General features: G+C 69.6%; 23 protein-coding genes, 2 tRNA genes and 1 pseudogene. 14 read left to right on the top strand and 12 right to left on the bottom strand.

The window, feature by feature from the left end; all coding sequences use genetic code 11:
- Positions 1-98: 98 nt before the first annotated feature.
- Positions 99-3,452 carry a DUF3427 domain-containing protein gene (locus tag VXJ25_RS03720; protein WP_330957874.1) on the bottom strand — a complete coding sequence of 1,118 codons (3,354 nt, stop codon included), beginning with the start codon at positions 3,450-3,452 and terminating at the stop codon, positions 99-101.
- Between the two features lie 912 nt (positions 3,453-4,364).
- On the opposite strand from VXJ25_RS03720, the gene VXJ25_RS03715 reads away from it, so the two are divergent.
- The 4 genes from VXJ25_RS03715 (at position 4,365) to VXJ25_RS03700 (ending at position 7,211) form a co-directional block, all read left to right on the top strand.
- A complete protein-coding gene (locus tag VXJ25_RS03715) occupies positions 4,365-4,796 on the top strand; it encodes an Hsp20/alpha crystallin family protein (protein WP_330957873.1) in 432 nt (143 codons plus the stop codon).
- A 242-nt stretch (positions 4,797-5,038) separates the two neighbouring features.
- On the top strand, positions 5,039-5,755 hold the full coding sequence (locus VXJ25_RS03710; RefSeq protein ID WP_330957872.1) for a tRNA (cytidine(34)-2'-O)-methyltransferase: 717 nt from the start codon (positions 5,039-5,041) through the stop codon (positions 5,753-5,755).
- A gap of 41 nt (positions 5,756-5,796) precedes the next feature.
- A complete protein-coding gene (locus tag VXJ25_RS03705) occupies positions 5,797-6,576 on the top strand; it encodes a putative ABC transporter permease (protein WP_330957871.1) in 780 nt (259 codons plus the stop codon).
- 236 nt (positions 6,577-6,812) lie between these two features.
- The gene (locus VXJ25_RS03700; protein WP_330957870.1) at positions 6,813-7,211 is read left to right on the top strand and encodes a GtrA family protein; all 399 of its coding nucleotides are present in this window, start codon (positions 6,813-6,815) and stop codon (positions 7,209-7,211) included.
- A gap of 18 nt (positions 7,212-7,229) precedes the next feature.
- Here VXJ25_RS03700 and VXJ25_RS03695 read toward each other — a convergent pair whose 3' ends face one another.
- Positions 7,230-8,054: a Cof-type HAD-IIB family hydrolase gene (locus VXJ25_RS03695; protein ID WP_330957869.1), complete on the bottom strand. Its 825-nt coding sequence runs from the start codon at positions 8,052-8,054 to the stop codon at positions 7,230-7,232.
- 270 nt (positions 8,055-8,324) lie between these two features.
- On the opposite strand from VXJ25_RS03695, the gene VXJ25_RS03690 reads away from it, so the two are divergent.
- Positions 8,325-8,927: a ribonuclease domain-containing protein gene (locus tag VXJ25_RS03690; RefSeq protein ID WP_330957868.1), complete on the top strand. Its 603-nt coding sequence runs from the start codon at positions 8,325-8,327 to the stop codon at positions 8,925-8,927.
- Positions 8,928-9,024: 97 nt separating this feature from the next.
- On the top strand, positions 9,025-9,303 hold the full coding sequence (locus tag VXJ25_RS03685) for a barstar family protein (protein WP_330957867.1): 279 nt from the start codon (positions 9,025-9,027) through the stop codon (positions 9,301-9,303).
- Positions 9,304-9,323: 20 nt separating this feature from the next.
- On the opposite strand, the gene VXJ25_RS03680 is transcribed toward VXJ25_RS03685, so the two are convergent.
- Positions 9,324-9,926, bottom strand: coding sequence for a pentapeptide repeat-containing protein (locus VXJ25_RS03680; protein ID WP_330957866.1), 603 nt, complete (start codon positions 9,924-9,926; stop codon positions 9,324-9,326).
- A 385-nt stretch (positions 9,927-10,311) separates the two neighbouring features.
- Here VXJ25_RS03680 and VXJ25_RS03675 point away from each other — a divergent pair, with 385 nt between their 5' ends.
- Positions 10,312-10,473: a hypothetical protein gene (locus VXJ25_RS03675; protein WP_330957865.1), complete on the top strand. Its 162-nt coding sequence runs from the start codon at positions 10,312-10,314 to the stop codon at positions 10,471-10,473.
- Between the two features lie 447 nt (positions 10,474-10,920).
- Here the strand turns inward: VXJ25_RS03675 and VXJ25_RS03670 are convergent, their stop codons facing one another.
- The 6 genes from VXJ25_RS03670 to VXJ25_RS03645 all read right to left on the bottom strand — a co-directional run bounded on the left by VXJ25_RS03670 (position 10,921) and on the right by VXJ25_RS03645 (position 15,999).
- Positions 10,921-11,298, bottom strand: a complete 378-nt coding sequence (locus VXJ25_RS03670) for a peptide chain release factor-like protein (RefSeq protein WP_330957864.1) — start codon at positions 11,296-11,298, stop codon at positions 10,921-10,923.
- Between the two features lie 93 nt (positions 11,299-11,391).
- Positions 11,392-12,558, bottom strand: coding sequence for an iron-containing alcohol dehydrogenase (locus VXJ25_RS03665; protein WP_330957863.1), 1,167 nt, complete (start codon positions 12,556-12,558; stop codon positions 11,392-11,394).
- A 299-nt stretch (positions 12,559-12,857) separates the two neighbouring features.
- Positions 12,858-12,932, bottom strand: a tRNA-Val gene (locus VXJ25_RS03660).
- Between the two features lie 102 nt (positions 12,933-13,034).
- On the bottom strand, positions 13,035-13,814 hold the full coding sequence (locus VXJ25_RS03655) for an energy-coupling factor transporter transmembrane component T family protein (RefSeq protein ID WP_330958091.1): 780 nt from the start codon (positions 13,812-13,814) through the stop codon (positions 13,035-13,037).
- On the bottom strand, positions 13,814-14,689 hold the full coding sequence (locus VXJ25_RS03650) for an energy-coupling factor ABC transporter ATP-binding protein (RefSeq protein WP_330957862.1): 876 nt from the start codon (positions 14,687-14,689) through the stop codon (positions 13,814-13,816). Before VXJ25_RS03650 ends, VXJ25_RS03655 begins: the two co-directional genes overlap by 1 nt.
- Positions 14,680-15,999, bottom strand: coding sequence for a Gx transporter family protein (locus VXJ25_RS03645; protein WP_330957861.1), 1,320 nt, complete (start codon positions 15,997-15,999; stop codon positions 14,680-14,682). Before VXJ25_RS03645 ends, VXJ25_RS03650 begins: the two co-directional genes overlap by 10 nt.
- A gap of 178 nt (positions 16,000-16,177) precedes the next feature.
- Between VXJ25_RS03645 and VXJ25_RS03640 the strand changes: the two genes are divergently transcribed.
- The 6 genes and pseudogenes from VXJ25_RS03640 to VXJ25_RS03615 all read left to right on the top strand — a co-directional run bounded on the left by VXJ25_RS03640 (position 16,178) and on the right by VXJ25_RS03615 (position 20,691).
- A complete protein-coding gene (locus VXJ25_RS03640; protein WP_330957860.1) occupies positions 16,178-16,687 on the top strand; it encodes a GtrA family protein in 510 nt (169 codons plus the stop codon).
- A gap of 63 nt (positions 16,688-16,750) precedes the next feature.
- Positions 16,751-17,401 carry a pyroglutamyl-peptidase I gene (pcp, locus tag VXJ25_RS03635; protein WP_330957859.1) on the top strand — a complete coding sequence of 217 codons (651 nt, stop codon included), beginning with the start codon at positions 16,751-16,753 and terminating at the stop codon, positions 17,399-17,401.
- 195 nt (positions 17,402-17,596) lie between these two features.
- The gene (locus tag VXJ25_RS03630) at positions 17,597-17,821 is read left to right on the top strand and encodes a nitroreductase family protein (protein WP_330957858.1); all 225 of its coding nucleotides are present in this window, start codon (positions 17,597-17,599) and stop codon (positions 17,819-17,821) included.
- A gap of 32 nt (positions 17,822-17,853) precedes the next feature.
- Positions 17,854-18,108: pseudogene (locus VXJ25_RS03625) on the top strand (nitroreductase family protein); the annotation flags it as partial.
- 501 nt (positions 18,109-18,609) lie between these two features.
- Positions 18,610-20,022, top strand: a complete 1,413-nt coding sequence (locus VXJ25_RS03620) for an AAA family ATPase (RefSeq protein WP_330957857.1) — start codon at positions 18,610-18,612, stop codon at positions 20,020-20,022.
- A gap of 6 nt (positions 20,023-20,028) precedes the next feature.
- Positions 20,029-20,691 carry an RloB family protein gene (locus tag VXJ25_RS03615; protein WP_330957856.1) on the top strand — a complete coding sequence of 221 codons (663 nt, stop codon included), beginning with the start codon at positions 20,029-20,031 and terminating at the stop codon, positions 20,689-20,691.
- 265 nt (positions 20,692-20,956) lie between these two features.
- Here VXJ25_RS03615 and VXJ25_RS03610 read toward each other — a convergent pair.
- Both VXJ25_RS03610 and VXJ25_RS03605 read right to left on the bottom strand, forming a co-directional pair.
- Positions 20,957-21,031 (bottom strand) — tRNA-Val (locus tag VXJ25_RS03610).
- A 150-nt stretch (positions 21,032-21,181) separates the two neighbouring features.
- On the bottom strand, positions 21,182-21,676 hold the full coding sequence (locus VXJ25_RS03605; protein WP_330957855.1) for a YhcH/YjgK/YiaL family protein: 495 nt from the start codon (positions 21,674-21,676) through the stop codon (positions 21,182-21,184).
- A 308-nt stretch (positions 21,677-21,984) separates the two neighbouring features.
- Here VXJ25_RS03605 and brnQ point away from each other — a divergent pair, with 308 nt between their 5' ends.
- On the top strand, positions 21,985-23,379 hold the full coding sequence (brnQ, locus tag VXJ25_RS03600) for a branched-chain amino acid transport system II carrier protein (protein ID WP_330957854.1): 1,395 nt from the start codon (positions 21,985-21,987) through the stop codon (positions 23,377-23,379).
- On the opposite strand, the gene VXJ25_RS03595 is transcribed toward brnQ, so the two are convergent.
- Positions 23,376-24,164 (bottom strand): alpha/beta hydrolase, encoded by a 789-nt coding sequence (locus VXJ25_RS03595; protein WP_330957853.1) that lies wholly within the window; start codon positions 24,162-24,164, stop codon positions 23,376-23,378. The two genes, brnQ and VXJ25_RS03595, sit on opposite strands and share 4 nt — an antisense overlap.
- Positions 24,165-24,263 lie beyond the last annotated feature (99 nt).

The raw sequence follows: 24,263 nt of genomic DNA, 5'->3' as shown, positions 1-24,263 counted from the left end.
CCCGTCGTGTCGGCGCGGCGCGAGCCCGCGGTCCTTCTCGCCCGCGCCCTTCTCGAGCCGGGCGGCGCACGTCGATTCCACCTTAGGCCACGGCGCGCCTAGCCCGCCAGGCAGTTCGACCTCCGGAGGAACTTGGCCGGCATCGGGCGCTCGAGGCGCCAGACCACGCTCATGGGCCGCGAGCCCTCGTGCGAGACGTAGTCGACGAGCCCCAGGAAGGTGAAGGGCGCCGTGCCCGCCGCGTCCGTGCGCCACTCGCGCACGAAGAGCAGCACCTTGGTGCCGAGCTCGCGGTGGTGCACGTAGCGCTGGCCCACCCTGCTCGTCTCCGAGGTCGTGGACTGGCTCTGCCAGTGGAAGAGGCTCTCGCTGATCGAGTAGTCCTCGTACATGGTCGTGGGCGAGTAGTCGCGCTCGGACTTGTTGAGCGTGTTGATCAGCACGTCGCAGCCCTTCTCCGGCAGCCACTTGACCCCCTGGCGCACCACGCCGGGGTTGAGGTAGTCGAGCCCCACGAAGATCTGGTCGCGCGTGTACTGGCAGTGCAGGTCGAGCGGGCACGCGAAGCCGGGGTCCACCGGCTCGTCGACGAAGTCTATGTGGTCGAGCTGCCAGCGGAGAAGGTCGAGGAGCTCCTGGCCGAGCACCCGGTTCGACATGGCGCGCGCGAGGTCGCGCAGGGTGTCGCGCTCGAGCCGCTCGCCCTTGGCCTCAGGGAAGAGCGTCACCTGGAACATGCGGAGCCAGCGGACCTGCGTGGGCGAGAGGTCCTTCTCCGCCAGCTCTCCAACGCGCGGCAGCGCGTCGAGCAGGAAGGAAATCCAGCGGCGCGAGTCCATGGAGCAGACCCGTGCCAGGGCGCGGGTCAGCGCGGCCTCGTCCGGGTCGGAGAAGTCCGCGCGCACGCCGGCCTCCACGGCCATGCGGGAGAGGCTGCCGCGGCTGAAGACCTCCTTGGGGTCGGCGCCGGTGCGCTCCAGGAAGCCCGCGAGCGTGAGCGGCGCTCCGGTGTCCTCCTCGAAGGTCGCCAGCCGCGACACGATCCCCGCCCGCGTGGCGACCGACGCGCGGATGCCCTCGAGCACGTGCTCGGCCGCCACCCGCTCGAGGTGCACGTAGCAGCCCCGCGGCACCGAGGGGAAGTCGTTGTCGAGCTCGCGCCAGACGCCGCGCCGGGTCGGCTCCAGCAGCGCGGCCAGCTTGGACTCGAAGTCGTAGTGGGCGTTCTGGCGGCCGATGAAGTCGAGCACGGTCAGGCAGTCCTTGCCCTCGGCCAGGCGCAGGCCGCGACCGAGCTGCTGCAGGAAGACGGTGAGCGACTGCGTGGGCCTGAGGAACAGCACGGTGTTGACCTCGGGGATGTCGACGCCCTCGTTGTAGACGTCGACCGTGAAGACGAAGCGCAGCTCGCCGGACCTGAGCCGCTCCTTGGCGCGGGCCCTCTCGTCGGCGGGCGTCCCGCCCGTGACGGACGCCGAGGGCAGGCCCATCTCGCGGAAGCGCGCCGCCATGAAGTCGGCGTGCGCGACCGAGACGCAGAAGCCGAGGCCACGCACCTCGTCGAGGTCGGACACGTAGCGCCGGACGGTCTCGGCCACCATGCCCGCGCGGCGCCGCGCGACGCCCGCGCTGTACACGTAGACGTCCTCGAGCTGCGAGTCCTCGTAGCCGCCGCGCGTCCAGCGCAGGCCGCTCAGGTCCACGTCGTCGGCGACGCCAAAGTACTGGAAGGGGCAGAGCAGCTTGCGGTCGATCGCCTCCGGCAGGCGGATCTCTGCCGCGACCCTGCCGTCGAACCAGGACAGGATGCTGCGGCCGTCGGCGCGCTCCGGCGTGCCCGTGAGCCCGAGGAGGACCCGCGGGCGGAAGTGGTCGAGAAGGACCTGGTAGGACGGGGCGGCGGCGTGGTGGAACTCGTCGATCACGACGTAGTCGTAGAAGCCGGGGTCAAGCCTCTCGGCGAGCCGCGCGGAGTTCAGCGACTGGATGGAGCAGAAGAGGTGGTCGAGCGAGCCGGGCCGCTCGCCGCCGACGAGCAGCTCGCCGAAGTTGGGGTCGCGCAGGACGCCGCGGAAGGTGCCGAGCGCCTGGCGCAGGATCTCCTCACGGTGCGCGACGAAGAGCAGGCGGGGCACGGCGGGGGCGCCCGGGGCGGCGGGCGCGGGGCCCGGGGCGGCGGGCGCGGGGCCCGGGGCGGCGGGCGCCACGCCACGGTAGCGCCGGCAGAAGTCGCGATAGTCCAGGGCGGAGATGACCGTCTTGCCCGTACCCGTCGCCGCGACGACGAGGTTGCGCCAGTGTCCGCCGACCTCGCGCTCGGCGCGGAGCCTGTCGAGGACCTGCTGCTGGTAGGGGTACGGGCGGATGTCGAAGAGCGCGGTGTCCACGGTCGCGGCCACGCCGGCGCCCGCCCCGCGCTCGCGCCGAACCGCCTCGACGAAGCGGTCGTGCTGCGACTCGTCGTAGCGCTCGAACTCGTCCGACTCCCAGTACGACTCGAAGGTCGCGCGGATCTTCTCGATGGTCTCGGGCATCTCCTGGCGGGCGATCTTCACGTTCCACTCGAGGCCGCTCGTCATCGCCGGGACGGAGAGGTTCGACGAGCCGACGTAGGCGGTCGTGAGGCCGGTCGCGCGCTCGAAGACGTACGCCTTCGCGTGCAGGCGCGTGCCGCGGGTGTCGTAGGAGACCTTGACCTCGGCGCCGGGCAGTCGGCTCAGCTCGTCGAGGGCGCGGACGTCCGTCGCGCCGATGTAGGAGGTCGTGATCACGCGCAGCCGGCCGCCACGGCGGGCGAAGTCCTCGAGCTGTTCGACGATCACCCTGAGGCCGGACCACTTGACGAACGAGACGAGCATGTCAACGGCGTCCGCCGAGGCGATCTCGCGCTGGAGCTCCGTGCCGAGCTGGGGCTCGGAGCGCGCGCCGGTGAAGAGGGAGCTCTGCGACATCGGCGTCTGCGGCCGCGGAATGCGGGCGAGAAGGGCGGTGGGGGCCGTGGCGGGGTCGGCGCCCGGGGCGGGGTCGGCGCCCAGGCCGGCGCCCGGGGCGGGGTCGGCGCCCAGGCCGGCGCCCGGGGCGGGGTCGGCGGCGCCCGGGGCGGGTGCCCCTGCCAGCGGCAACACCCCAGCAAGGCCGCCCCTCGGCACGAGCGAGAGGAGCTGGCGGGCGGACGCGTCGACCCGCGCGCCGGCGTCCGATCCAGGGGATGTCGCCAGCGCGTCAATCATCCGGTTGGCAAGGGCGACCTCCGCGGCAAGCGCGTCCTTCTCGCCCTCCCCCACCCGTGCGAGCTCCGCACGCGCGACCGAGGCGACGTAGTCCGCGAGCACGCGCGACGCCTCCGCGACGTCAATCTCTCGCGTGGTGGGCTCGAGCGTGACGGAGGCCTCCTCGATCCGCCTTCTCAGCCCCTCGCTCACGGTCTGCTCGTACAGCCCGGCCCTCAGCATGCGCGGCCCCCTCGGTCCTTCGGCCTGCCCCCGTCCCCCGGGCGCACGCGCGCGGGCTCGGAGGGCCGGCCCGTCACCAGCCATCCGAACCAGGATCTCTCAGCCGGGCGCGAGGCGCAAAGGGCAATCCGCGTTCAGGAGGGATTCGCCGGGCTGGGCAGGCGGTGGCCGGGAGGAGGCTGGTGCGAGCTGGGGCCCGGGGCGGCGGCCGGGACCCGGCCGCCGCTGCTGCCAGCTGAGGTTGGATCTACCGCCGGCCGCCGCTGCCGTCAGCGGAGGGCAGCCCTGCGGCTAACCCGCCATCGCGGCCCGCTGTGGGCCTCCCTGCGCCCCGGCCCCCGGGCCTCCCGCTGCCCATCTCTGCGCATCAATGGTGAAACGAAGAGCCGCAAATCGCTCTTTCCCGACAAAATCCGCCGATTTTGTCCGCTAAAAGCGATTTGGTGGAGGAGCAAATCGCGTTTTCTCGACAAAATATCGAGGAATTGTCCGCAAAAAGCGATTTGCTCACGAAAGGGCCGTGCAGGCGCGTCGCGCCGGCACGGCCTAGATGTCATGGGGCGGACAAGGACGGCTTAGAGGGGCTCTCAGCGGCTCGCCCGTTTGGGGGTGCCGGACCGATCGGCGTGCACGTGCGGGCTTGCACGTGCGGGCGTGCTCGTGCGCGGGCGTCCCCGTGCGGGCGTGCTCGTGCGCGGGCGTCCCCGTGCGGGCGTGCTCGTGCGCGGGCGTCCCCGTGCGGGCGTGCTCGTGCGCGGGCGTGCGCGGCGTGGTATGTGTCACATACTTAAGTGTCATGCACTGAGATTTCTTTCCATTGTACGTATAAAGTTCGCGAAAGCGGGCACATAGTACAGCGAACCCAAGGAAGCCCAAAGAAGGGGCGTCCACCACATAGAAGGAGTGGTAACGATGGCAGGCATGGTTCCCTTTAGTGACCGCGAGCAGGCACTTCGCAGGGCATGGCCGTTCGGTGCTCTCGACGACTTCTTCGCGCCACTGGCAGCGTTCGACTCGTCCGACGCCTTCAAGATGAACGTCGAGGACAAGGGCGACTCGTATGAGGTGACCGCAGAGCTCCCCGGCGTCAAGAAGGACGAGGTCGAGGTCGAGCTCAGCGAGGGCAGGCTCTCCATCTCGGTCGACAAGAAGGAGTCCGACGAGGACAAGAGCAAGGACTGGCTGCAGAAGGAGACCAGCGAGTGGAAGGCTACACGCGGCGTCTACCTCAAGGACGCGGCGGACGAGGGTCTGACGGCCAAGCTGGCCGACGGCGTCCTGACGGTCGGCGTGCCCAAGCTGGCCGAGGCCAAGTCCAACGTCACCAAGGTCACGGTGGAGTAGCCGGGCAGGGCTTCGGGGCACACGAGGCGGCAAGGCCGTCATGTGCGACAAGGACCGCAAGGCCGATAAGGACGGCAAGGCCGGCATATTGCCGACAAGCTGGATGAGCTCCATCGACTCGGGGCGGCGCTTCGGCGCCGCCCCTCTCTTTTACCGAGGCCCCATGCGCGACCGCGCACGCGCTACAGTGGGGTGACCCGACCTGATGCCTTGACCCTGATACGCGACAAGAAGGGGCGCCGATGCTCAACGTCGTGCTCGTGGAACCAGAGATCCCTGCAAACACCGGCAACGTCGGGCGTACGTGCGTACTGTGCGGCGCGCGGCTGCACCTCGTCGGCCCCCTTGGCTTCTCGCTCGGCGAGCGCGAGCTCCGGCGGGCTGGGCTGGCCTACTGGGAGAGCCTCGACGTCGTGACGTACGCGGACTGGGACGACTTCGTGGCGAGAAACCCGCTCGTCAGGGAGCAGCTCGCGGAGACCGAACGGCCTGCGCCGACAAGACCGGGCGGGGCGACGCGGGATCGCGCGGCGACGGAGCAGGTTGCCGCGGGCGGCTCGGACGCGGCGCCAGGGTCCGGTGCCGCCAAGCGCGCCGCGTGGGAGCCGCGGGTGCACCTCCTCACCAAGGCCGGCGGGCGCACCTACAGCGACAGCCGCTACCACGAGGGCGACTATCTGGTGTTCGGCAAGGAGAGCGCAGGTCTTTCTCGCACGCTCCTACACGGGCACGCGGAGCTCACGGAGAGGATTCCCATGCGCGGCGACGACGCCCTGGGCAACGCGGACTCCTGGCACGAGACGTTCGGCCGCCTGCACCCCGAGCTCGAACGCGACGTCTGCGGCAACTACGTCGATCCGCGCACGTCCGTGGTCACGTCGCTCAACCTCTCGAACTCCGTCGCCATCGTTCTCTACGAGGCCGAGCGGCAGTTGGGGTTCGCGGACATGCGACCGTAGCGGCAAGTGGCAAGCGGCAAGCGGCAAGCGAGGGAGGCGTCATGGACATCTGCGGCTACGTAGCGTGGTTCGGCCTGTTCAGCGTGCTTGGCTGGGTGTACGAGTGCACCTACTGCGCGATCAAGAACAGGCGCTGGGACAACCGCGGGTTCCTCTTCGGGCCCGTCTGCCCCATCTACGGGTTCGGCGTCGTCGCGGTCGTCGCCGTCGCGCAGGCCCTGCCGCGCGGTGGCGGCGACGTCGCATGGTGGCAGGTCTTCCTCGGCGGGGCGGCCGGCAGCGCCATCCTCGAGTATGGGACCTCCTACGTGCTGGAGCGGTTCTTCCACGCGCGCTGGTGGGACTACAGCAACATCCCGCTCAACCTCAACGGGCGCGTCTGCCTGCCCTTCGCGCTGGGCTTCGGGGCCGTGGGCACCCTGCTCTACTACTTCGCCTGCCCCGCCATCGCCGCCGCCACGCCGAGCCTGCCGCTCGTCGCGTGGGAGCTTCTCGCGCTCATCACCGTCTCGCTCATGTCCGCCGACCTCGCCCTCACGCTGTCGACGCTGACCGACCTCACCAAGCGCATAGAGCGAGGCCGCGACGACTTCGACGCGGTGATGGAGACCGCCGTGGACGACATCGCATCCGGACGCAGGCCGCTCGGGGACGACCTCGAGGAGGCCGCCCGCCGGGGCGCCGAGGGCATGACGCTCGTCGAGAGGCGCGCGCTGCGGAGCATCCGCAGCTTCGGCTCGAGGGCGCGCGAGGAGAGCGCGGCAAGGCTGCGGCGAGCCACGTGCGAGCTCGAGGACAGGCGGCGGGACCGGCGCAGGTAGCGCAGGCCTGCGAGAAGGACCCGCCGTCGCAAGCGGCGTGCGGGACCGCAGCGAGGACGCGCCGCCGCAAGCGGCGTGCGGGCCCCGCGCGGGGCTCGCCTTCCGGGCGATTCGTGTTTTGTCGCTAGAGCGGGTCCTTCTCCGCCCCGACGGAGCGGCCCGGCAGGTATCCTCGTGTACTGTCACGGGCCGCGACCGCAGGGTCCGGAGCGAACCCGTCCGTCACGGAGGACGACATGTCAATCAAGAGCCTCATCGCCCAGTTCCTGAAGTTCGGCGTCGTCGGCGTGCTCGCCGCGATCATCGACTTCGGCGTGATGATCCTGCTGCACGAAGTCTTCGGCGTCGACCCCGTCGCGGCCGCGGCCGTCTCGTACGTGGTCTCGCTGATGTTCAACTACTGGGCATCGATGCGCTACGTCTTCCGGCACCGCGACGACCTCTCGCGCTCGCGCGAGTTCGTGATCTTCATCGTCCTGTCGACCATCGGCTTCGGCATCAACGAGGTCGTCATGTGGGGCGGCACCGAGGCGCTCGGCGACGAGTGGTACGTCGTCGTGAAGTTCTTCGCCACCGCCATCGTCGCCCTCTGGAACTTCTTCTCGCGCAAGAAGTGGCTCGACGCCTCCGAGTAGAGGCAGCCGAGCGGGGCGCTACGCCAGCAGGTAGTCGCGGACGGCCTGCGCGCACCCGCCATGGTCGTTGTCGGCGACCACCACGTCGGCGGCCTCGAGCACGTCCGGCGAGGCGTTGCCCATGGCGACGCCGAGGCCCGCGCGCCTGACCATGTCCAGGTCGTTGCCCGAGTCCCCGACGGCGATGCTGGCCTCGACGGGGATCCCGAGGGCGCGGCAGAGGCCCTCGAGCGCGCTCCCCTTGCTGACCCCTCGGGCGGTGAGCTCGAGCGACGCCCACTCCGTGTAGGCCCACTCCACGTCGAGCCCCCGCTCGACGACGCGGTCGCGGATGCGCTCGCGCATCTCGGTGCTCCGGCAGTGCAGGTTGTACTTCGCGATCTCTCCCGCGTGCGCGAGCGCCCACGCGCGGACGTCTGGCACGAAGTTCGCGGCCCGCTCGAACGTCTCCCTGAAGTTTGCCAGGTTGAAGTCACCGAGCCGGTCGAGGTAGCCGGCGGGCTGGAAGATCTCGGTGCCGGAGAAGACCTCGCTCATGGCGTCCTCCCCCTCCCACGCGTCCAGGATCTGGGGGACAAGATCCTGGGGCAGGCACTTCTCGGTGACGAAGCGGCGCTCCCGGAAGTCGTAGACGCCCGCGCCGGTGATGCAGATGGCGTAACGCACCTCGGGCAGGCGCTCCGCGTAGCTCGCGATGAGGCTGGGCGACCTGCCGGTGGCGATGGCGACGACCTTGTCGCGCGCCGCCGCCTCGCGGATGGCGTCCAGCGTGGAGGGCAGGATGCCCTTGCTGGAGTCGAGCAGCGTGCCGTCCATGTCGAACGCGATGAGCTGGTAGTCCATGGTCCTCCTTCGTGGGTCCCGGGCGGGTGCTGGGCAGGCGTCGCCACGTCTGCCGCCGGGCGGGCGGGTGCCGTCAGGGCGGTCCCCTGCTCCTTGACTATAGGCGAAGCCCGCCGCACGCTACAGGCGTCGGGGCGTCCAGAAGATGAACCATGGCCGTAGAATGGTGCGAGCTACGGGCAGGAGGGCGTGATGTCGAAGCGTTGGGCGGGCAGCGGGGAGCACGGGACCGGACGGGAGCGTCGAGCGTCGGGGCGGGCCGGGGGCCTCGTGCGCGCTGATCATCACGTGGGCCTGGCGCGCGCCAGGCGTGTGGGTGCCGTGCACGGCGGACGCGCGGGCCTCGCGGCGGCCCTCTTCGTGGCCATCTCGACCGCCCTCGTGGCGCTCTCGCTCGGCGGCTGCGGCGCGGCGGGACCAGGGACGACGCAGGGCTCCCCAGCGGGCGCGGACTCCCCTGCGAGCGAACGGCAAGACTCCGGCCAGGCCACCCAAGGCGAAGGCACGGGGACGCACGGCGCGGCAGTCGCCGTCACGAGGGGCGAGCCGTACACCAGCAAGGAAGAGGTCGCCGCCTACCTGCACGAATATGGGGAGCTGCCGCCGAACTTCATCAGCAAGACGCGCGCGCGGGCGGCGGGCTGGATCCCCAGCGAGGGCAACCTGGACGAGGTCTGCCCGGGCAAGAGCATCGGCGGAGGCGTCTTCCACAACGACGACCACGCCCTCCCCGAGGCGAAGGGCAGGACCTGGCGCGAGTGCGACGTCGACTACCATGGAGGGACGCGCGGGCCCGAGCGGATCGTGTACTCGGACGACGGGCTGATCTACTACACGTCGGACCACTACCGGACCTTCGAGCAGCTCTACTGAGAGGTCGGGCGGGAGGCCGCCTTGCTGTGGCCTGGCGGCGGACCCGCGTGGCGGTATCACAGGTGGCCCGGACGGCCCCGTGACGAAGGGAGCAGGGATGGCGACGGTCAAGTTGCGCGAGCTGGGCAGTGAAACCGACCAGGAGGTCTGGGACCTCATAGCGAGGAAGCTCAAGCTTCCGGCCTACTTCGGCAAGAACCTCGCAGCCCTCGAGGACTGCCTCGAGGACATGGACACGAGCACGCGCTTCGACGTGACGCGGGCGCGGGAGGGGGTGCCCGCCGCGCGCCGAGACCTCTTCGACGGCATCTGCTCGGTGGTCGCCCGCGTCGCGCTCGAGAACGACAACGTGCACCTCACCGTCTACACCAAGTAGCTGCCGGACGTCCTTCTCCCCTACCTGACCCTCACGCCGAGAAGCCCCGCGAGCTCGGGGAGCTGCTCGATCCCCACAACGGCGTCGCGCAGCTCGCGGAAGGTGTCGCTCACCCGCATGCCGCCGATCTCACAGCTCGTGAGGTCCACGCCGGCGAGCCTCGTCTGGAAGAGCTCGGCGCGCGTGAGGTCGCACCCGTCCAGCACCAGGCCGCCGCGGATGCGCAGCTGCGAGAGCGCGGCCTCGTGCAGGTCGCAGCCAGCGAGCTCGACGCGCTCGAGCTTTGACTCCGCGAGCCCCAGGTACGAGAGGTTGCATCCCGAGAGGCGCACGCGCGTGAGCACCGACTTGTGCAGATCGGCGCCGGTGAGGCGGCAGTCCCTCACCGTGGTGTCCCGCCAGAAGCCGGTGTTTCCCGCCAGGTTGGCGAGGTCGCAGTCCTCCAGCGCGCACCGCTCGAAGCAGGGGCGCTCGAAGCGGGCACCGGCGAAGGTGCACCCCCGGAACGTGCAGTCCTCGAACTCGACGTGGCCGAGCCGCTCATCGTCGAGGTCCTCTCCCTCGAACTCCAACCCGCGGACCTCGCCGTCCGTCTCCACGATCGCGTCGCGCACGCTGGCCATCGGCACGCACCCCCTCAATGGGCATCAGGAACCAGGTCCAGGCCCGGGCACGCCGGGACGGCGCCGGGACGGGACGGCGCCCCCGCCACAAGGAGCGCCGGACAAGGACAGGAGACTATGTTCCCAGGCCGCCTCGGTGCGAGTCAAGCGCGAAGCGTGGACGGCTTTCGACAGCCGCAGGCGTGACATCGGCGGATGCTGCGGCGAGCGAGCGCCACGGCAGGTCGCAGCGGCTGGCACGCCGCGCCTACGACAGCTACCATGGCCGAAGGCACGGGCGGGACGCCTGCGCGAGAGCGCCGGGCGAAGCGTCGACGAGACGTCATGCGGGGGCGATCACATGCAGCGGGCACCACGGGTCGGGGAATCGACGAGACAGGAACGTATGGACTACGTGAGCGGGCGGTTCCCGTGCATCGGAGACTGCGACCTGTGCGGGAACTGCGCCACCTTCCACGGCCGAGAGCCCCTGCTCGCCTTCGCCGACTACCTGAGCGGCGAGGCGGAGTTCGACGAGGTCCTCGCCCGCTACCGCCGCGCGCGGTAGTAGAGGGTACGCGCCGAAGGCCACTCTGCCCCTGGCCAGCCACCGCGCCCAGACCCACCCCCGCAATCACCTGCATTGAGACGTGCAAATCTCAGACTTATGGACGGGTCCCGCCAGTGCCGCGGGACCCACGCCCGTCGGGCCTCGGCCGCCAACAGGTAATCCCTCGAGGTGGCACCCCGCCGCGCGCGGCTATCATCCCCCCACCGGCCGCCGGGGTGCCGGGGGAGGCGTCCACAACTCGGAAAACTGCACCCCCGCGCCGGTGGGGCTGCGCCGGGGACCGTTCTGGCGAGCGGAGCGCCCGGGGCGATGCAACTTTTTCGCCGATTTGTGCATCTGAGCTACTTGGAGAGGGGTCCGCGCCGCCCCGCCGCCTGCGCGCGGGGTCCGCGCCGCCCCGCCGCCTGCGCCCGGGGCGTGCCGCCCCTCCACGCGGGGTCCCGCCTACTCGTCCATGCCGGGCCGGCGGCGCAGGCGCTTGACCGCGCCGCGCCGGCCCTTCTCGTCGAGTCGCCTGCGCACGGAGGCCCTGGTCGGCTTTGTCGCGCGACGCTTCTTGGGCCGGCGAGAGCGCCGCTGCAGCTCCGCCCGGATCTTCTCCAGGCAGCGCTCGCGGTTCTGCAGCTGGCTGCGAGACTCCCGGCTCACGACGACGATGCCGGTCGGCACGTGGCGCATGCGCACGGCCGAGTCGGTCGTGTTGACGCCCTGTCCGCCGGGCCCGGTGGCGCGGAACGCCTCGGCCTCGCACTGGCGGGCGAGCTCCGCCGCGCTCAGGCGCGCGAAGCGGGCGTAGTCCTGATATGTGAGCCTCTTCTCCATGAGCAGACCTTACACCAAGGCGCGGCCGCTAAGGCGCGGCCGCGGTCGATCGCCCCGGAGACGCGCGAGGCACCCGGCCCCGTCGTCGCCCAGCTAGAGGCTCTCGCGGAAGATCCGCTCGACCTCGTCGGTCGTGAGCTTGTGGTAGCCGCCGTCCAGGATGATGGTGGCCCTGACGGCGGCGGGGACGAGCTCCTCGGTGAGGCCGAGCTCGCGCGCGTGGCGCACCACGCCGATCTCGTCCATCCAGGCGCTCAGGGCCTCGAGGCCCGCCTCGGCGAGCTGCTCGGTCGTGCGACCCTCGGCCGGCACGTCGAACACGTTGGTCGCGAAGCGCGCGAACTTCTCCCTGCCGTAGGGCATGACCAGGCGGTAGTAGGGCAGCGCCACGGCCGAGAGCGTCATGCCGTGCGTGGCGTCAGTCACCGCGCCGATGGCCTGGCCCAGCATGTGGACCTCCCAGTCCGTGGACTTGCCGCACGCGAGGAGCGTGTTGAGCGCCCAGGTGCAGACCCAGCTGATGTTGGAGCGCGCCTCGTAGTCCGTGGGGTCCTTCACGGCGATGCGGCTCGCGTGCACGAGGCTCCTCATGAGGCCCTCGGCGATGTAGTCGCTCGTGTTGTCGTCGGTGCCCGAGAAGTACTGCTCCTGGATGTGGTTGAAGGCGTCGAAGATGCCCGCCCGCATCTGGTAGTCGGGCACGGTGAAGGTCAGCTCGGGGTTCACGATGGCGAACCTGGGCATCACCTCGGGCCCGAAGACGTGGCCGATCTTGAGGCCCTCCTCGTGGTTGGTGATGACAGAGCCGGCGTTCATCTCCGAGCCGGTGCCGCTCATGGTGAGCACGTCGCCCACGGGGATGATCTTGCCGGTGGGCTGCTCCATGTTGAGGTACAGGCGCTCCCACGGGTCACCCTCGGTCCAGGCGGAGACCGAGACGCCCTTGGCGTAGTCGATCGTGGAGCCGCCGCCCACAGCCAGGATCAGGTCGACGTCGTTCTCGCGCGCGACCTTGGCGCCCTCCCGCAGCTTGTCGGCGGTGGGGTTGGACATGACGCCGGGCACCTCGACCACGGACTTGCCGGCGGCGTCGAGCGCCGCGATCACCTTGTCGTACAGGCCGCTGCGCTTTATGGACCCGCCACCGTAGGTGAGAAGGACCCTGGGCCCGAACTTGGCGAGCTCGCCGGGAAGGTCGTCCAGTGCGTCGGGGCCGAAGTGTACACGGCAGGGGTTCTCGTAGGTGAAGTTTCCGAGCATGGTCGTTCCTTTCGTCTGTCATGCGTGGCATGAGGTCGCAGGCCTGGTGCAGGTGACGGCGCGGGGGCTGGCCCGTCGCCCATACGGGGCAAGAGGCCTAGGGACGCCGCTTCCCTGGCGACGTTTCCCTGGCGACGCTCTCCTGGCGACGTTTCCCTGGCGACACTCTCCTCGAACGCCATTCTCGTACCTGAAGTGAGGTTTAGGTCAAGGGGGACGCGGCTCATCATGAGCAGTGCACAAAAGGCGTGGACCAAAAGAAAGCAGCCCAGAGACGATGCCTCTGAGCTGCGAATGTATGGTGGGCGTTAGAAGATTTGAACTTCTGACCTCTTCCGTGTCAGGGAAGCGCTCTCCCCCTGAGCTAAACGCCCGAATATGCGGCCGCTAGTGCGGCGAAAAGACACTATAGCCGAACGTCCCGGCAATTTCAACCGCGGTTTCGCGCGGCAGGCGAGAAAACCGTCCGGCCGCGGCTACGCGACGATGGCCGCCACGAGCACCGCCACGCCGAGGAGGGCGAGCAGCCCGTCGGACGTCCGGAAGCGATACGCCCTGAAGCAGGAGCGGCACGCGCGGGCGTCGTAGCCGCGGTTCCCGACGGCGAGCGCAAGCACCTCCGCGCTTCGGTACGCCCTCACGAAGACCGGCACGACGACCGGCAGCAGAGCGCGCACCCGCGCCGCGACGCCGCCCTCTTCGAGCCGGGCGAGACGTGCGACCTGCGCCTCGCGCACGCGCCCCCACTCCCGCACGAGCACCGGCACGTAGCGCAACGTGATGCCCATCGCGAGCGAGAGGTCGTTCAGCGTGGACCGCCTGCGCACCAGTGGCGAGAGGAGCGCGCAGGTGGCGTCGGTGAGCTGCGTCGGCGTGGTCGTCCGCGTGAGGCAGGACGCGACGAGAAGGACGAGCACGAGCCGCGCGTCCGCGAGCGCGCCGACGAGGGCGCCCGACAGGTCGAGCACTACGGGCCCCAGGGCGATGACGGCCGTCCCGTCCCGCGCGAGAACCGCGTCGAAGAAGAGCACGAACAGCATAAGCCACGAGAGGGGCTTGAGCGCGCGGAGCGCGGAGCGCGGGCCCATGCTCCCCAAGGCGAGGGCCGCGAGCGTCGCCGCGACGGCCGGCAGCAGGCCGGCGACGTCGCGCCCGACGAAGAGCGCGACCATCACCAGCAGCACCGCCACGACCTTGGCCCGCGGGTCCGCCCGATGCAGGGGCGAGTCTCCTGCGGCGTAGCCGCCTGCGACCATCACGCCCCCTCCCCCGCCGGCCGGGCGCCACCCGTGGGCCGCTCGCCGGGTACGACCGCATCGAGAATCGCGCCAGCCAGCGAGTCGTACGGGACCCTCGCGAGGCCGCACGCGCGTCCGGCCCGCTCGAGCGCGTAGGCCACCCGAAGCAGCCCCGGCGCCTCAAGCCCGGCACGTCGCAGGACCCCCTCCTGGCGAAACACCTGGTAGGGCACCCCCTCGTAGGCCACCTGCCCGTCCGCCAGGACCGCGACCTCGTCCGAGGCGCGCGCAAGCACCTCCATGTCGTGCGAGACGAGCGCGACCCCCACGCCCTTCTCCGCCAGCGAGCGCACGAGGCGGACGAGCTCCTCGACGCGTGCTGCGTCGAGCCCGGCCGTCGGCTCGTCGAGGAGCAGGTAGGGCGTCTGGAGCGCGAGGACGCCGGCGATCGCGACCGCGCGCTGCTCCCCGCCCGAGCACTCGAGCGGGCTGCGCTCCAGGGACCAGTCGAGGTCGAGGCCCACCGCCCCGAGCGCGCGCGTGACCCTGCCGAGGACCTCGTCATCGGGAAGGCCCAGGTTGTTGGGGCCGAACGCGACGTCGTCGAAGACCGTGCGCGCGAAGAGCTGCCGCTCGGGGCCCTGCCCCACGAGCCCCACGCGCGCATGCCACTCCCGCCCGCGCGCGGAGGCGCGCTCGCCCAGGCTGTCCACGGCGACGCTGCCATCGTAGCCGCGCTCGAGCCCGGCGAGGCAGCGCAACAGGGAGGTCTTGCCTGAGCCGGACGCCCCGGCGACGCCGAGCACCCGGCCAGGCGCCACGTCGAGGTCGACGCCCGCGAGGACCCGCCGCGCGCCATAGGAGAGGGAGAGGTTCCTGCACGTCAGCGGCATAGTGCCCCCACGAGCTCGAGCGGGTCGGCCGTGAGCGGGACTGCGACGCCCCGGGCCCTGAGCTCACCGGCCAGGCCCATCACGGCCGGCAGCTCCAGGCCAGCGCGCTCGAGGAGCGCACCGTCCGCCGCCAGGCTGTCGGGCGGCTCGCACGCGAGCAGCCGCCCGCCGGAGAAGACGCACACGCGGTCGGCGCGCAGGGCCTCCTCCATGCGGTGGGTGACCAGCACGACGCCGACCCCGCGCTCGCGCAGCCCGTCCACGAGCGAGAAGAACCTCTCGGTCGAGGCCGCGTCGAGCATGGCCGTGACCTCGTCGAACGCGATCACGTCGAAGTCGCCGGCGAGAAGCCCTGCCACGTTTGCCTTGCTGCGCTGGCCACCGCTGAGCTCGTCGAGCGGCCGGTCGGCGAGCTCGCGGATGCCGAGGGCGCCGAGCTCGGCGTCGGCCCTCGCACGCATCTCGCACGGGTCTGCGCCGCGGTTCTCGAGCGCGAAGGCGACGTCGTCCTGGACGACGTCGCACACCGCCTGGTCGTCGGGGTCCTGGAAGCAGAGGCCGACGCGGCTCGCGCGCCCGCCGGCGGCGCGGGTCGTCCGGCCGTCGGCGGCCTGACCACCCCGGCCGCCTGGACCGGCCGGACCGGCGGCCACTGCTACCTGCGCGTTCTTCTCGGCCGCCCACTGAAGGGCGAACGAGGTCTTGCCCGAGCCGTTCCTGCCGACGAAGGCGACGAGCTCCCCGGGCGCCACCTCCAGGTCGACCTCGGACGCGACGCGCGGGCGTGCGGGCCGGCGGCGCAGCGAGGCGAGGACGCCGCGCGCGACCATGCCGGTGAGGGCGCCCGTCGCGCAGGCGGCGGCCGCGAGCACGGGCAGGGAGAGAAGGACGGCCGGCGCGGAGAGCACGAGCGTGGCGACGAGGACCTGGCCAGCGTTGTGCATGATTGCGGCGACCATGGAGGTGGCGACCTCGCCCGCGTCGAGCACGCGCTCCATGAGCAGCATCGACAGGAAGGCGAGGAGGGTGCCGGCGGCGCTGTAGGCGATCATCATCGGGGAGCCGAAGAGGAAGCCTGCGGCCAGGACCTTCACCACGGCGACCAGGGCGGCGGCGCGCGCGTCGACCGTGCAGAGGCAGACGAGCACGGCTACGTTGGAGAGGCCCAGCTTGACGCCGGGGAGCGCCGTGGGCAGCGGGACCATCGACTCGACGTAGCTCAGGACGAGGCCCACCGCCGCGAGCGTGGCGACCTGGGTCAGGCGCTCGACCGAAGGGCGGCTGGCACGGACCTGGCCCGCTTCTCCCACGACGCTCGCCTCCCCCACTGCACCCGCACTCCCGGCGGCGGAACGTCCTTGTCCGTCGTGGACGGGACGCCGCCTTCCGACCGCCACGCTCTTCTCGTGGCACGATTTGGGCATAGAACTTACCACAGGCAGCCGCGGGCCGACGCCCACGCGGGACGACAGCAAGGGAGAGGAAGCCATGTCCGCGTTCTCCGAATGGACCAGCACGCACCAGACGCTCTGGGAGTTCATCAAGTTCAACGTGCTGAGCAACATCTCCACCATCACGCGCTTCGCCTGCACCTGGCTGGGAACGGCGGTCTTCATCAACGCGCTGGGGCTCACGGCCCCCTTCCGCTTCCTCGTCTTCGACTACACCACGGCGGGCTCCAACGGCGTGGGCGGCTTCGTCACCTTCCTGATCGCCGAGGTCCTGGCGCAGGTCGTGAACTTCTTCGTGCAGATGAAGTGGGTGTTCAAGTCTACGGCGGACTTCTCCGAGGCGGCGCCCAAGTTCGCCGTGCTCGCGGTGTTGATCGTCGTGGTGAACCTCATCCTGCCCGGCCACGTCACGAGCTTCTGCGAGGCCACGTGGGGGCTCGGCGCGGGCGTATCGGGTACCATAGCGTCCGTGCTCAACACGCTCCTTGCCGTGGTCGTCTCGTTCCCGCTCCTCAAGTTCTGGATCACGCCCGCCACCGGCAGGTAGCGGAGGGGCCGGCCGCGAGGGAGCGCGGGCGGCAGGGACGGTCGAATCGAGAGGGGACGTGCGATGGGCAGGAAGATTCTAGTCACGGGGTTCCAACCGTTCGGCGGCGAGAGCATGAACCCCGCCTGGGAGGCCGTGAGGCGGCTCCCCGACACGATCGGCGACGCCACGGTCACGAAGGTGGAGGTCCCGGTCGTCTTCGGCAGGGGTCCCGAGGCGGTCGAGCGGGCCGTCGAGGAGGTCGAGCCGGATCTCGTGCTCTGCGTCGGCCAGGCGGGCGGACGCGCGAAGGTCACCCCCGAGTTCGTCGGCATCAACTACGCCGACGCCCGCATCCCGGACAACGACGGCTGCCAGCCCATCGCGGAGCGGATCGTGGATGGCGGTCCCGACGCCTACTTCGCGACGCTGCCGGTCAAGGCCATGGTCCAGGCGATGCGGGAGGCGGGCGTCCCCGCCGAGGTCTCCTACACCGCCGGCACCTACGTGTGCAACGACGTGATGTACTCGCTGCTCCACACGCTCGCCACGCGCCACCCCGAGGTGAGGGGCGGCTTCCTGCACGTGCCCTACGCCACGGAGCAGGCGACGCACCTGCCGGCCTCGACGCCCTCCATGTCCGTCGACGATATGGCACGCGGCATCGCGGTCGCGCTCGAGGCGGCCCTCACGCACGAGAAGGACGTGGACGTCGCGACGGGCTCGACGCACTAGCGACCGCGCGCGGCTCGCGGCGGCGTGCCGCTTGCGGCGGCGTGCGGCTTGCGGCGTGTGGCGGCGCCACGGGGAGGGGCCGGCTCCCGCAGGGGCCGGCCCCTCTGCCGCACGCGCTTCTCGCCCCGAGGCGCCGGGTGCGACTAAACTGGCCTCATCGCCCGCAAGGGAGCCCAAAAAGAGGAGGACCATCCCATGGAGTTCACCGACGTTGTCAAGAAGCGCTACTCCTGCAAGAGGTACAGCGACCGCGTGGTAGAGGAGGACAAGCTCCAGGCGATCCTCGAGGCCGGGCGCGTGGCGCCGACCGCGAAGAACCTGCAGGAGCAGCACGTCTACGTGCTGCGGTCCGCGGAGGCGCTCGAGAAGCTCGACGGCCTGACCCCTGCCGCTACGGCGCTCCGACGGTCCTTCTCGTAGCCTTCGACCGCGACAACGTCTACACCTACCCCGACAGCGAGCGCACCTCCGGCGTCGAGGACGCGAGCATCGTTGCGACCCACATGATCCTCGCTGCCGCGAACGAGGGCGTGGACTCCTGCTGGGTGAACCGCCTGAACCCCAACGCGGTCGCGAAGGCCTTCGGCCTGCCGGAGAACGAGGAGGTCCTCTGCGCGATGGATTTGGGCTACGCCGCAGAGGGCGCGACCCCTCTCCCCAACCACTCCTCGCGCAAGGACCTGGCGGAGACCGTCACGCGGCTGTAGGGCCGACGAACCGGCACCGGGACAGCTCGCCGGGCAGTACGACGGGCCCGTCGCCTCACCGCGCAGGGCGACGGGCCTGTCACGCGCAGGGCGACGGGCTCGTACCCGGTCCGGGGATAGGGACACGCCATCCCGGGATTACGCACGGCTGAGATCTGCGCGGACAAAAGCCCAGTTGGCAGTTCCCCCAGAGCTCAGCCGTGCGTAACTCGACAGGACGCAGGACCGAGACGCGCAAACCCAGTCGCTCGGAAGGCGAGCGCGACGGGCCTCGGGACCACGACCACTGCCTCCGGTTTGTCTCCCCCGACCATGAATCGGGTTGCATTCCGCAAGTCAGGAACGATTCTGTGTATGAGCCTTCTTTTTTGTGTGAACAAGCGAATTCTGCGTATTTTCGCAGAATTCGCTTGTTAACGAGCTTCTCGCTTCTCTATTCTGAGCATACTCACCCTACTGACGTCATTGAGTCGCCTAGGGCAGCCTTAGGAGGTGCGACAGGTGCTCATCAACTTCAGCTTCTCCAACTTCAAGAGCTATCGCGAGGCACAGCAGTTCTCCATGCAGCGGACGTCCAGTGCGCAGAAGCACGAGAGGGCAGGCTGGAGGTGGAGGGAGTACTCCACCGTCTCTGGCGTCTACGGTGGCAACGCCTCCGGCAAGTCCGCGTTCCTCGACGCCTTCGGGTTCGTCGCGCGCTTCGTCACCGATGGCTTCGACCCCAACTTCGACCTCGGAGCAAGGCTCCAGCCCTTCAGGCTCGATTCCGACTCGCGGAACAGGCCCTCCGAATTCCTCGTCGACTTCCTCGGTACCGACGACGTCCGCTACGTCTACGAGCTGAGCGTCGGCAACGGAATCGTCGAGTTCGAGTCGCTCCGCACATACGGGGGCACGCGAACGAGCAGGGTCTTCGAGCGCGAGCGCGAGAACGGCGGCTATTCATACCGCTATGGCAGGTCGTTCAAGGGAGGAAAGAGGGCGTTTGAGCGGATGGCTCGTCCCGAAAGCCCCTACCTCTCCGTCCTCTACGCTGCAAACGCGCCCTCCGTCAAGCCTGCGTGCGAGTTCTTCCGCAACCGCGTCGGCTTCTATAGGGCGTCCCTGTACGAATGCGAGCTCGCCAACCTCTCCGAGGACCTTCGGAGGGGGACGCCGACGGCCAAGGCGCTTACCCGGCTCATGGCCAGTACCGACCTCGGAATTTCCGTGGTTCAGAGGAAGGACCTGCTCGACGAGCTGCAGGAGTCGAGCCAACAGCCAGGAAACCCTAGAGAGGGGGGCTATGAGGACCTCGCCTCCGGCATCCTCGCCCTCGGGCATCCCGAGCTGTCGAGGGAGGAGCGTCGCAAGCAGGCACAGAGCCTCGCAAAGATGCAGCCAAGTCCACGCTACGAGTTCGTGTTCACCCACAGGGGCATGGAAGGCTTCGAGGAGACGTTCACGCAGAGCGAGGAATCGAATGGGACCCTCGCAGTCCTCGCGTTCTTCTCGCTTGCCCTGAGGCTCCTCAGCACGAGGTCGGTGGGGTTCATAGACGAGGTGGACTCGAGCCTCCATCCCGTCTACGTACAGGAGCTCGTCGAGCTGTTCAAGGACCCGAGGACGAACCCCCACCAGTCGCAGCTCATCTTCACGACCCACGACGTCTCACTCATCACCAGGGCAGGCGCCGACCAGAGAGTTCTCGACCAGGACCAGATCTGGCTCGCGGAGAAGGACACCGAAGGCCGCTCGACCCTCTACCCCGTCACCTCCGTCCGTTCAAGATGGGACGAGAACTTCGGCAGGAACTACCTTCACGGCGTCTATGGCGCGAACCCAAGGCCCGCGTTCCACGAGGCGTTCGCCTCTGAAATGGCACGCCTGCAGGAAGCAGACGCCGCGTTAGTCACAGATGAGCCGAGGGGGTGAAGACCGATGACCAGCAAGCACAGGGGCCTTCGAGCGGGCCGCCCGATGGCGAACCACCGAGCGAGGAAAGCCCGCTTTCTCGTCATCACCAACGGAGAGGTGACTGAGCCCGAGTACTTCGACGGCCTCGAGAGAGAGCTCAAATCCACGGTGATCACTGTCCGACACTTCAGAGAAGATCCGGCGAAGCTCGCAGAGGAGGCAAGGGACCTCAAGTCGAAGGAGGAGGGGCACAGAAGGGCTGGCAGCGTCCGCGATTCAGACGCATTCCGACGAGTATTCGTCGTGACCGACGTAGACCAGTTCACGTCAGACCAGTTTCAGAAGGCAGCACGCATATGCAGGGGTTCGGGCATTGAACTGATTATCTCTAACCCATGTTTCGAAGTCTGGCTAATCGATCACCTCTCGTGCTGCCCCGAGAGCTTCACCACGGCAAGCGATGTCGAGCGTAAGGCCCACGACCTCAAGATAGTCAAGGGCAGCCGGGACAAGCACGTCGACTACCCTGTCATCCAGGGAAAATGGCCTGACGCTTGCAACAATGCCCGTCGGCACAACGCACCAAGCCGACGTCAGACTCGGGAGAGCCTGGGCAGCACGAGCTTCGGCCCCTGGACCGACATGCCGAACCTCATCGGGTGCGTGGCATCGGAGAAGTCCAACTAGCGGCGCACTACTGAGCGCTCCTCGAACTCCTCGAACGACCGGCATCCGCCGGAGAGCTGGTTGCGATAGACGTTGTAGCGTCTCACAGGGCCATGCATGCTGGGACCGGTCCTGTAGTCGGTGGCGACGATGCCTGCGAACCGGCTCTGCTTCCCGAGATGGGCCCAAGGGTCGTTCAAGAAGCGCTTAAACTTGGAACCGCCGAGTTTTGGTTACGGTTATACGAAAAAAGGTCAGAGACTTTTTAGCCTCTGACCTGCATTTATGGTGGGCGTTAGAAGATTTGAACTTCTGACCTCTTCCGTGTCAGGGAAGCGCTCTCCCCCTGAGCTAAACGCCCGTGTATATGGCCGCTCGCGCGGCACTTGGATAAGTATATGAGAAGCAGGCACGAGATTCAAGGATTTTCTCGACAAGATATCAAGGCACCGACCTCGTGAGCGACCGGACCCTCGTCGCCTTCGCGTGAGGGACTAGCACGGGAAAGGGGCTAGAGTTGGACGTCCTTCTCCCACAGCCTGTCGACCGCGAGCTTGAAGCAGACCTTGCGGATGGGCTCGGGCTCGCCACCGGGCACGACGACGGTCGGCATGTGGGGCTCGCCGACGACGAAGAGCGCGAAGCGGCCCGGCCCCAGCGTAGCCGCCAGGTAGTCGTCGGGGTCCTCGGGATGGAGCAGGGCGAAGTCGTCCTTCTCGTCGAAGGCGCCCTCGGGGACGGTCGGGCCGGAGGTGGTGCGGAAGGACTCCGCCCCCTCGAGGTCCATCTGGACGTCCATGTAGTCGTGGTGCACCTCGTAGGTGGCGTCCTCCGGCCGACGCGTGGTCGGGCGCATGACGTTCGCGAAGAGCAGGTCGCCACGCAACTTGGTGCAGCCGTCGGGCAGGTCGGCCGGGTCGTTCTCGGCCAGCCAGTCGATCAGTGCGTCGAGCCCGCGGTAGAGCCCGCGGTAGCGGTCGATGGCAGCGGTTCCGTCGTAGATCATGGGTTGCCTCCAGTCCTGCGCCGCCACGTCGCGGCGCTGCACAAGCATACCCGTCCGCGGCGGGCGGGGCCGCGACGACCCGGGACGGGCAGGACAGCACCGGCCAGTGCCACGCTCCACGCCGAAGACCGGGCGCGCGACGCCGGCGGGCGCTCAGCTCAACGCCGGTCCGTTGCATCTTGCCAAGCCGAAGGATAGGCTGAGGGGTTACGCCACGGCGCAGGCGCCTTGCCGCTGCCGACCCGCATCGGCACAGATGCGCCGCACCGCCGAATCGTCGAGTCGCGGAGTCCTTGGGAGCAGAGCGGATGCATCTATCGAGCGAACAGGTCACGGACGGTACCCTGGGCCCACGTGGGTCCCTCGCGGTGGGGGTCGCCCTCTTCTCGATGTTCTTCGGGGCGGGCAACCTCATCATCGCTCCGCTGCTGGGCGTGCAGGCGGGCCCCTGCGTCGTACCGGCGACCCTCGGCTACCTCGTCTCCGGCGTCGGGCTGCCCATCGCGACCATCGTCGCCATCGCCCGCGCCGGCACCGCGGACGCACTGCTCGACCGCATCGGCCACGGGTTCTCGCGCGTGTTCACCATCCTCGCCTACCTCGCGATCGGCCCCCTGCTCGCCATACCGCGCACCGCCTCGACGTCCTTCGAGATGGTGAGGCCGCTGATCCTGGGCGCGCAGGCCGGCGCGGGGTCAGCCGCCGCGGGTGCAGCGGCAGGTGCGGCCGTCGCCCTGCCCCAGCTGCTCTTCTCGCTCGCCTTCTTCGCAGCGGCGCTCGCGCTCGCGCTTCACCCCGCCAGGATCGTGCGACTCATGGGCAAGGTCACGGGACCCCTCCTGATCGGCCTCCTGGTGGTGATGGTCGCCGCACAGGTCGTCGCCCCCGCCGGCGACCCTCTGGCCGAGGCGCAGCAGGCCTACGCCACGGCGCCCGCCGTGGCGGGCTTCGTGCAGGGCTACCAGACCCTCGACCTTCTCGCCTCCCTCGCCTTCGGCGTGGTGATCACGAGCAGCGTGCGGCGCCTCGGCGTCACCGACCCCGGCGCCCAGGCGCGCCAAGTCGCGCGCTCGGGCGTGGTTGCCGGCGCGCTCATGGCGCTCGTGTACTGCGCCCTCAGCTACCTCGGCGCGCGCATGGGCACCGTCGCCCCCGAGGCGGCCAATGGCGCCGAGGTCATCTCCCTCTCCTCGACGTTGCACTTCGGCACGGCGGGCACGGCCCTCACCGCCGCGGTCTTCCTGGTAGCCTGCTTCAACGTCTGCGTGGGGCTCGTCTCGTCGATCGGCGAGTACTTCTCCAAGGCCTTCCCGAAGGTCCCCTACCGCGGCTGGGCGATCCTCATCGCCTGCATCTCCTGCGTCCTTGCCAACGCCGGCCTGACCTCGATCCTCGCCTACTCCGTCCCCGTGCTGATGGCGCTCTACCCCATGGGAATCTGCGCCATGCTCATGGGCCTCCTGCCCGGCTCGGAGGCGCACGCAGGCGCATGGCGGGTCGCGATGGCGTGCGTCGGCGTGGTGAGCACGGCCGGCGCCCTCCGCGACGCCCTCGTGCCCGGGCTCTCCCTGCCCTTCGACGCGCTCCCGCTGGCGGACATCGGCCTGGGCTGGGTCGTGCCAGGAATACTGGGACTTATTATTGGCTATATCATCGAGGCGGCACGCCACGGGCGAGAAGGACGCGGGGACTCCCGCGGCTAGCGCCCACCCGGGCCCTCGACGCCCGGCGCACCTCCGCGCTTGACGTCATCGACGAACCGGACGGTCTCCTCCACCTGCCGCGACGGACAGATCATCGCCTCGCCGTCGGCGAGCTGCGCTCCATAGCTGCCGAACTGCGCGTGGTTGCCGCCAGGTATGACGAGCTCGTGCGCGTCGCGGGGCAGGTTGCCGAAGTCCTCCTGGTAGGTCTCGCGGTTGAGGACCCCGTCCCGGGAGCCGTACGCGCTCAGCACCTCGAGGCCGGAGTCCCTCAGGTCCTTGGTCGAGTACGCGGCGAGAAGGACCAGTCCGTCGAGCTCGTCCGCGTGGTCCGCCGCGAAGTCCGCCGCCATTGCGCCGCCGAGCGAATGGCCGGCGACGTACCAGTGCTCCACCTGCGGGAACTCCGCCATCGCCCGCGCCGCCGCACCCTCGTCGAGTATGGCGAGGTCGAGTGGCATGGAGACGTCGACGCAGACCCAGCCCTTCGCCGCAAGCTCGTGCATGAGCGGGGCGTACGCCCGCTCGTCCACCTTCGCTCCAGGGTAGAAGATCAGGCCGTAGGTGTTGTCGGGGTCCTCGTCGGGACCCACGAAGGCGTAGCCGTCCTCGACCTGATCGACCCGCACCGCGTCATCGCCCACAAGCGCCGCAAGCGCGGTCGCGTCGGGCCGGTAGTGGCCGAGGAGTCCGAAGGCCGCCGTGCAGGCCGCGGCAAGGAGAAGGACCACGGCCACCACGCGCGCGCCGCGCCACCTGACGGGTCGTCCCTTCTCCCCTGTCATCCTCGCAACCCCTCTCCGCAATCCGCACAGGAGGTAGCCTACCATCACCCGCGCCACGGAGCCCGCGACCCCCCGAGTTTCTCCCCCAGCCGGCCTCAC

This window comes from Olsenella absiana (genome assembly GCF_036408855.1).
In the GTDB taxonomy this organism is placed as follows: domain Bacteria; phylum Actinomycetota; class Coriobacteriia; order Coriobacteriales; family Atopobiaceae; genus Olsenella_K; species Olsenella_K absiana.
Note: the sequence above shows the minus strand (reverse complement) of the source record. Positions and strands in the feature narration are given on the sequence as shown.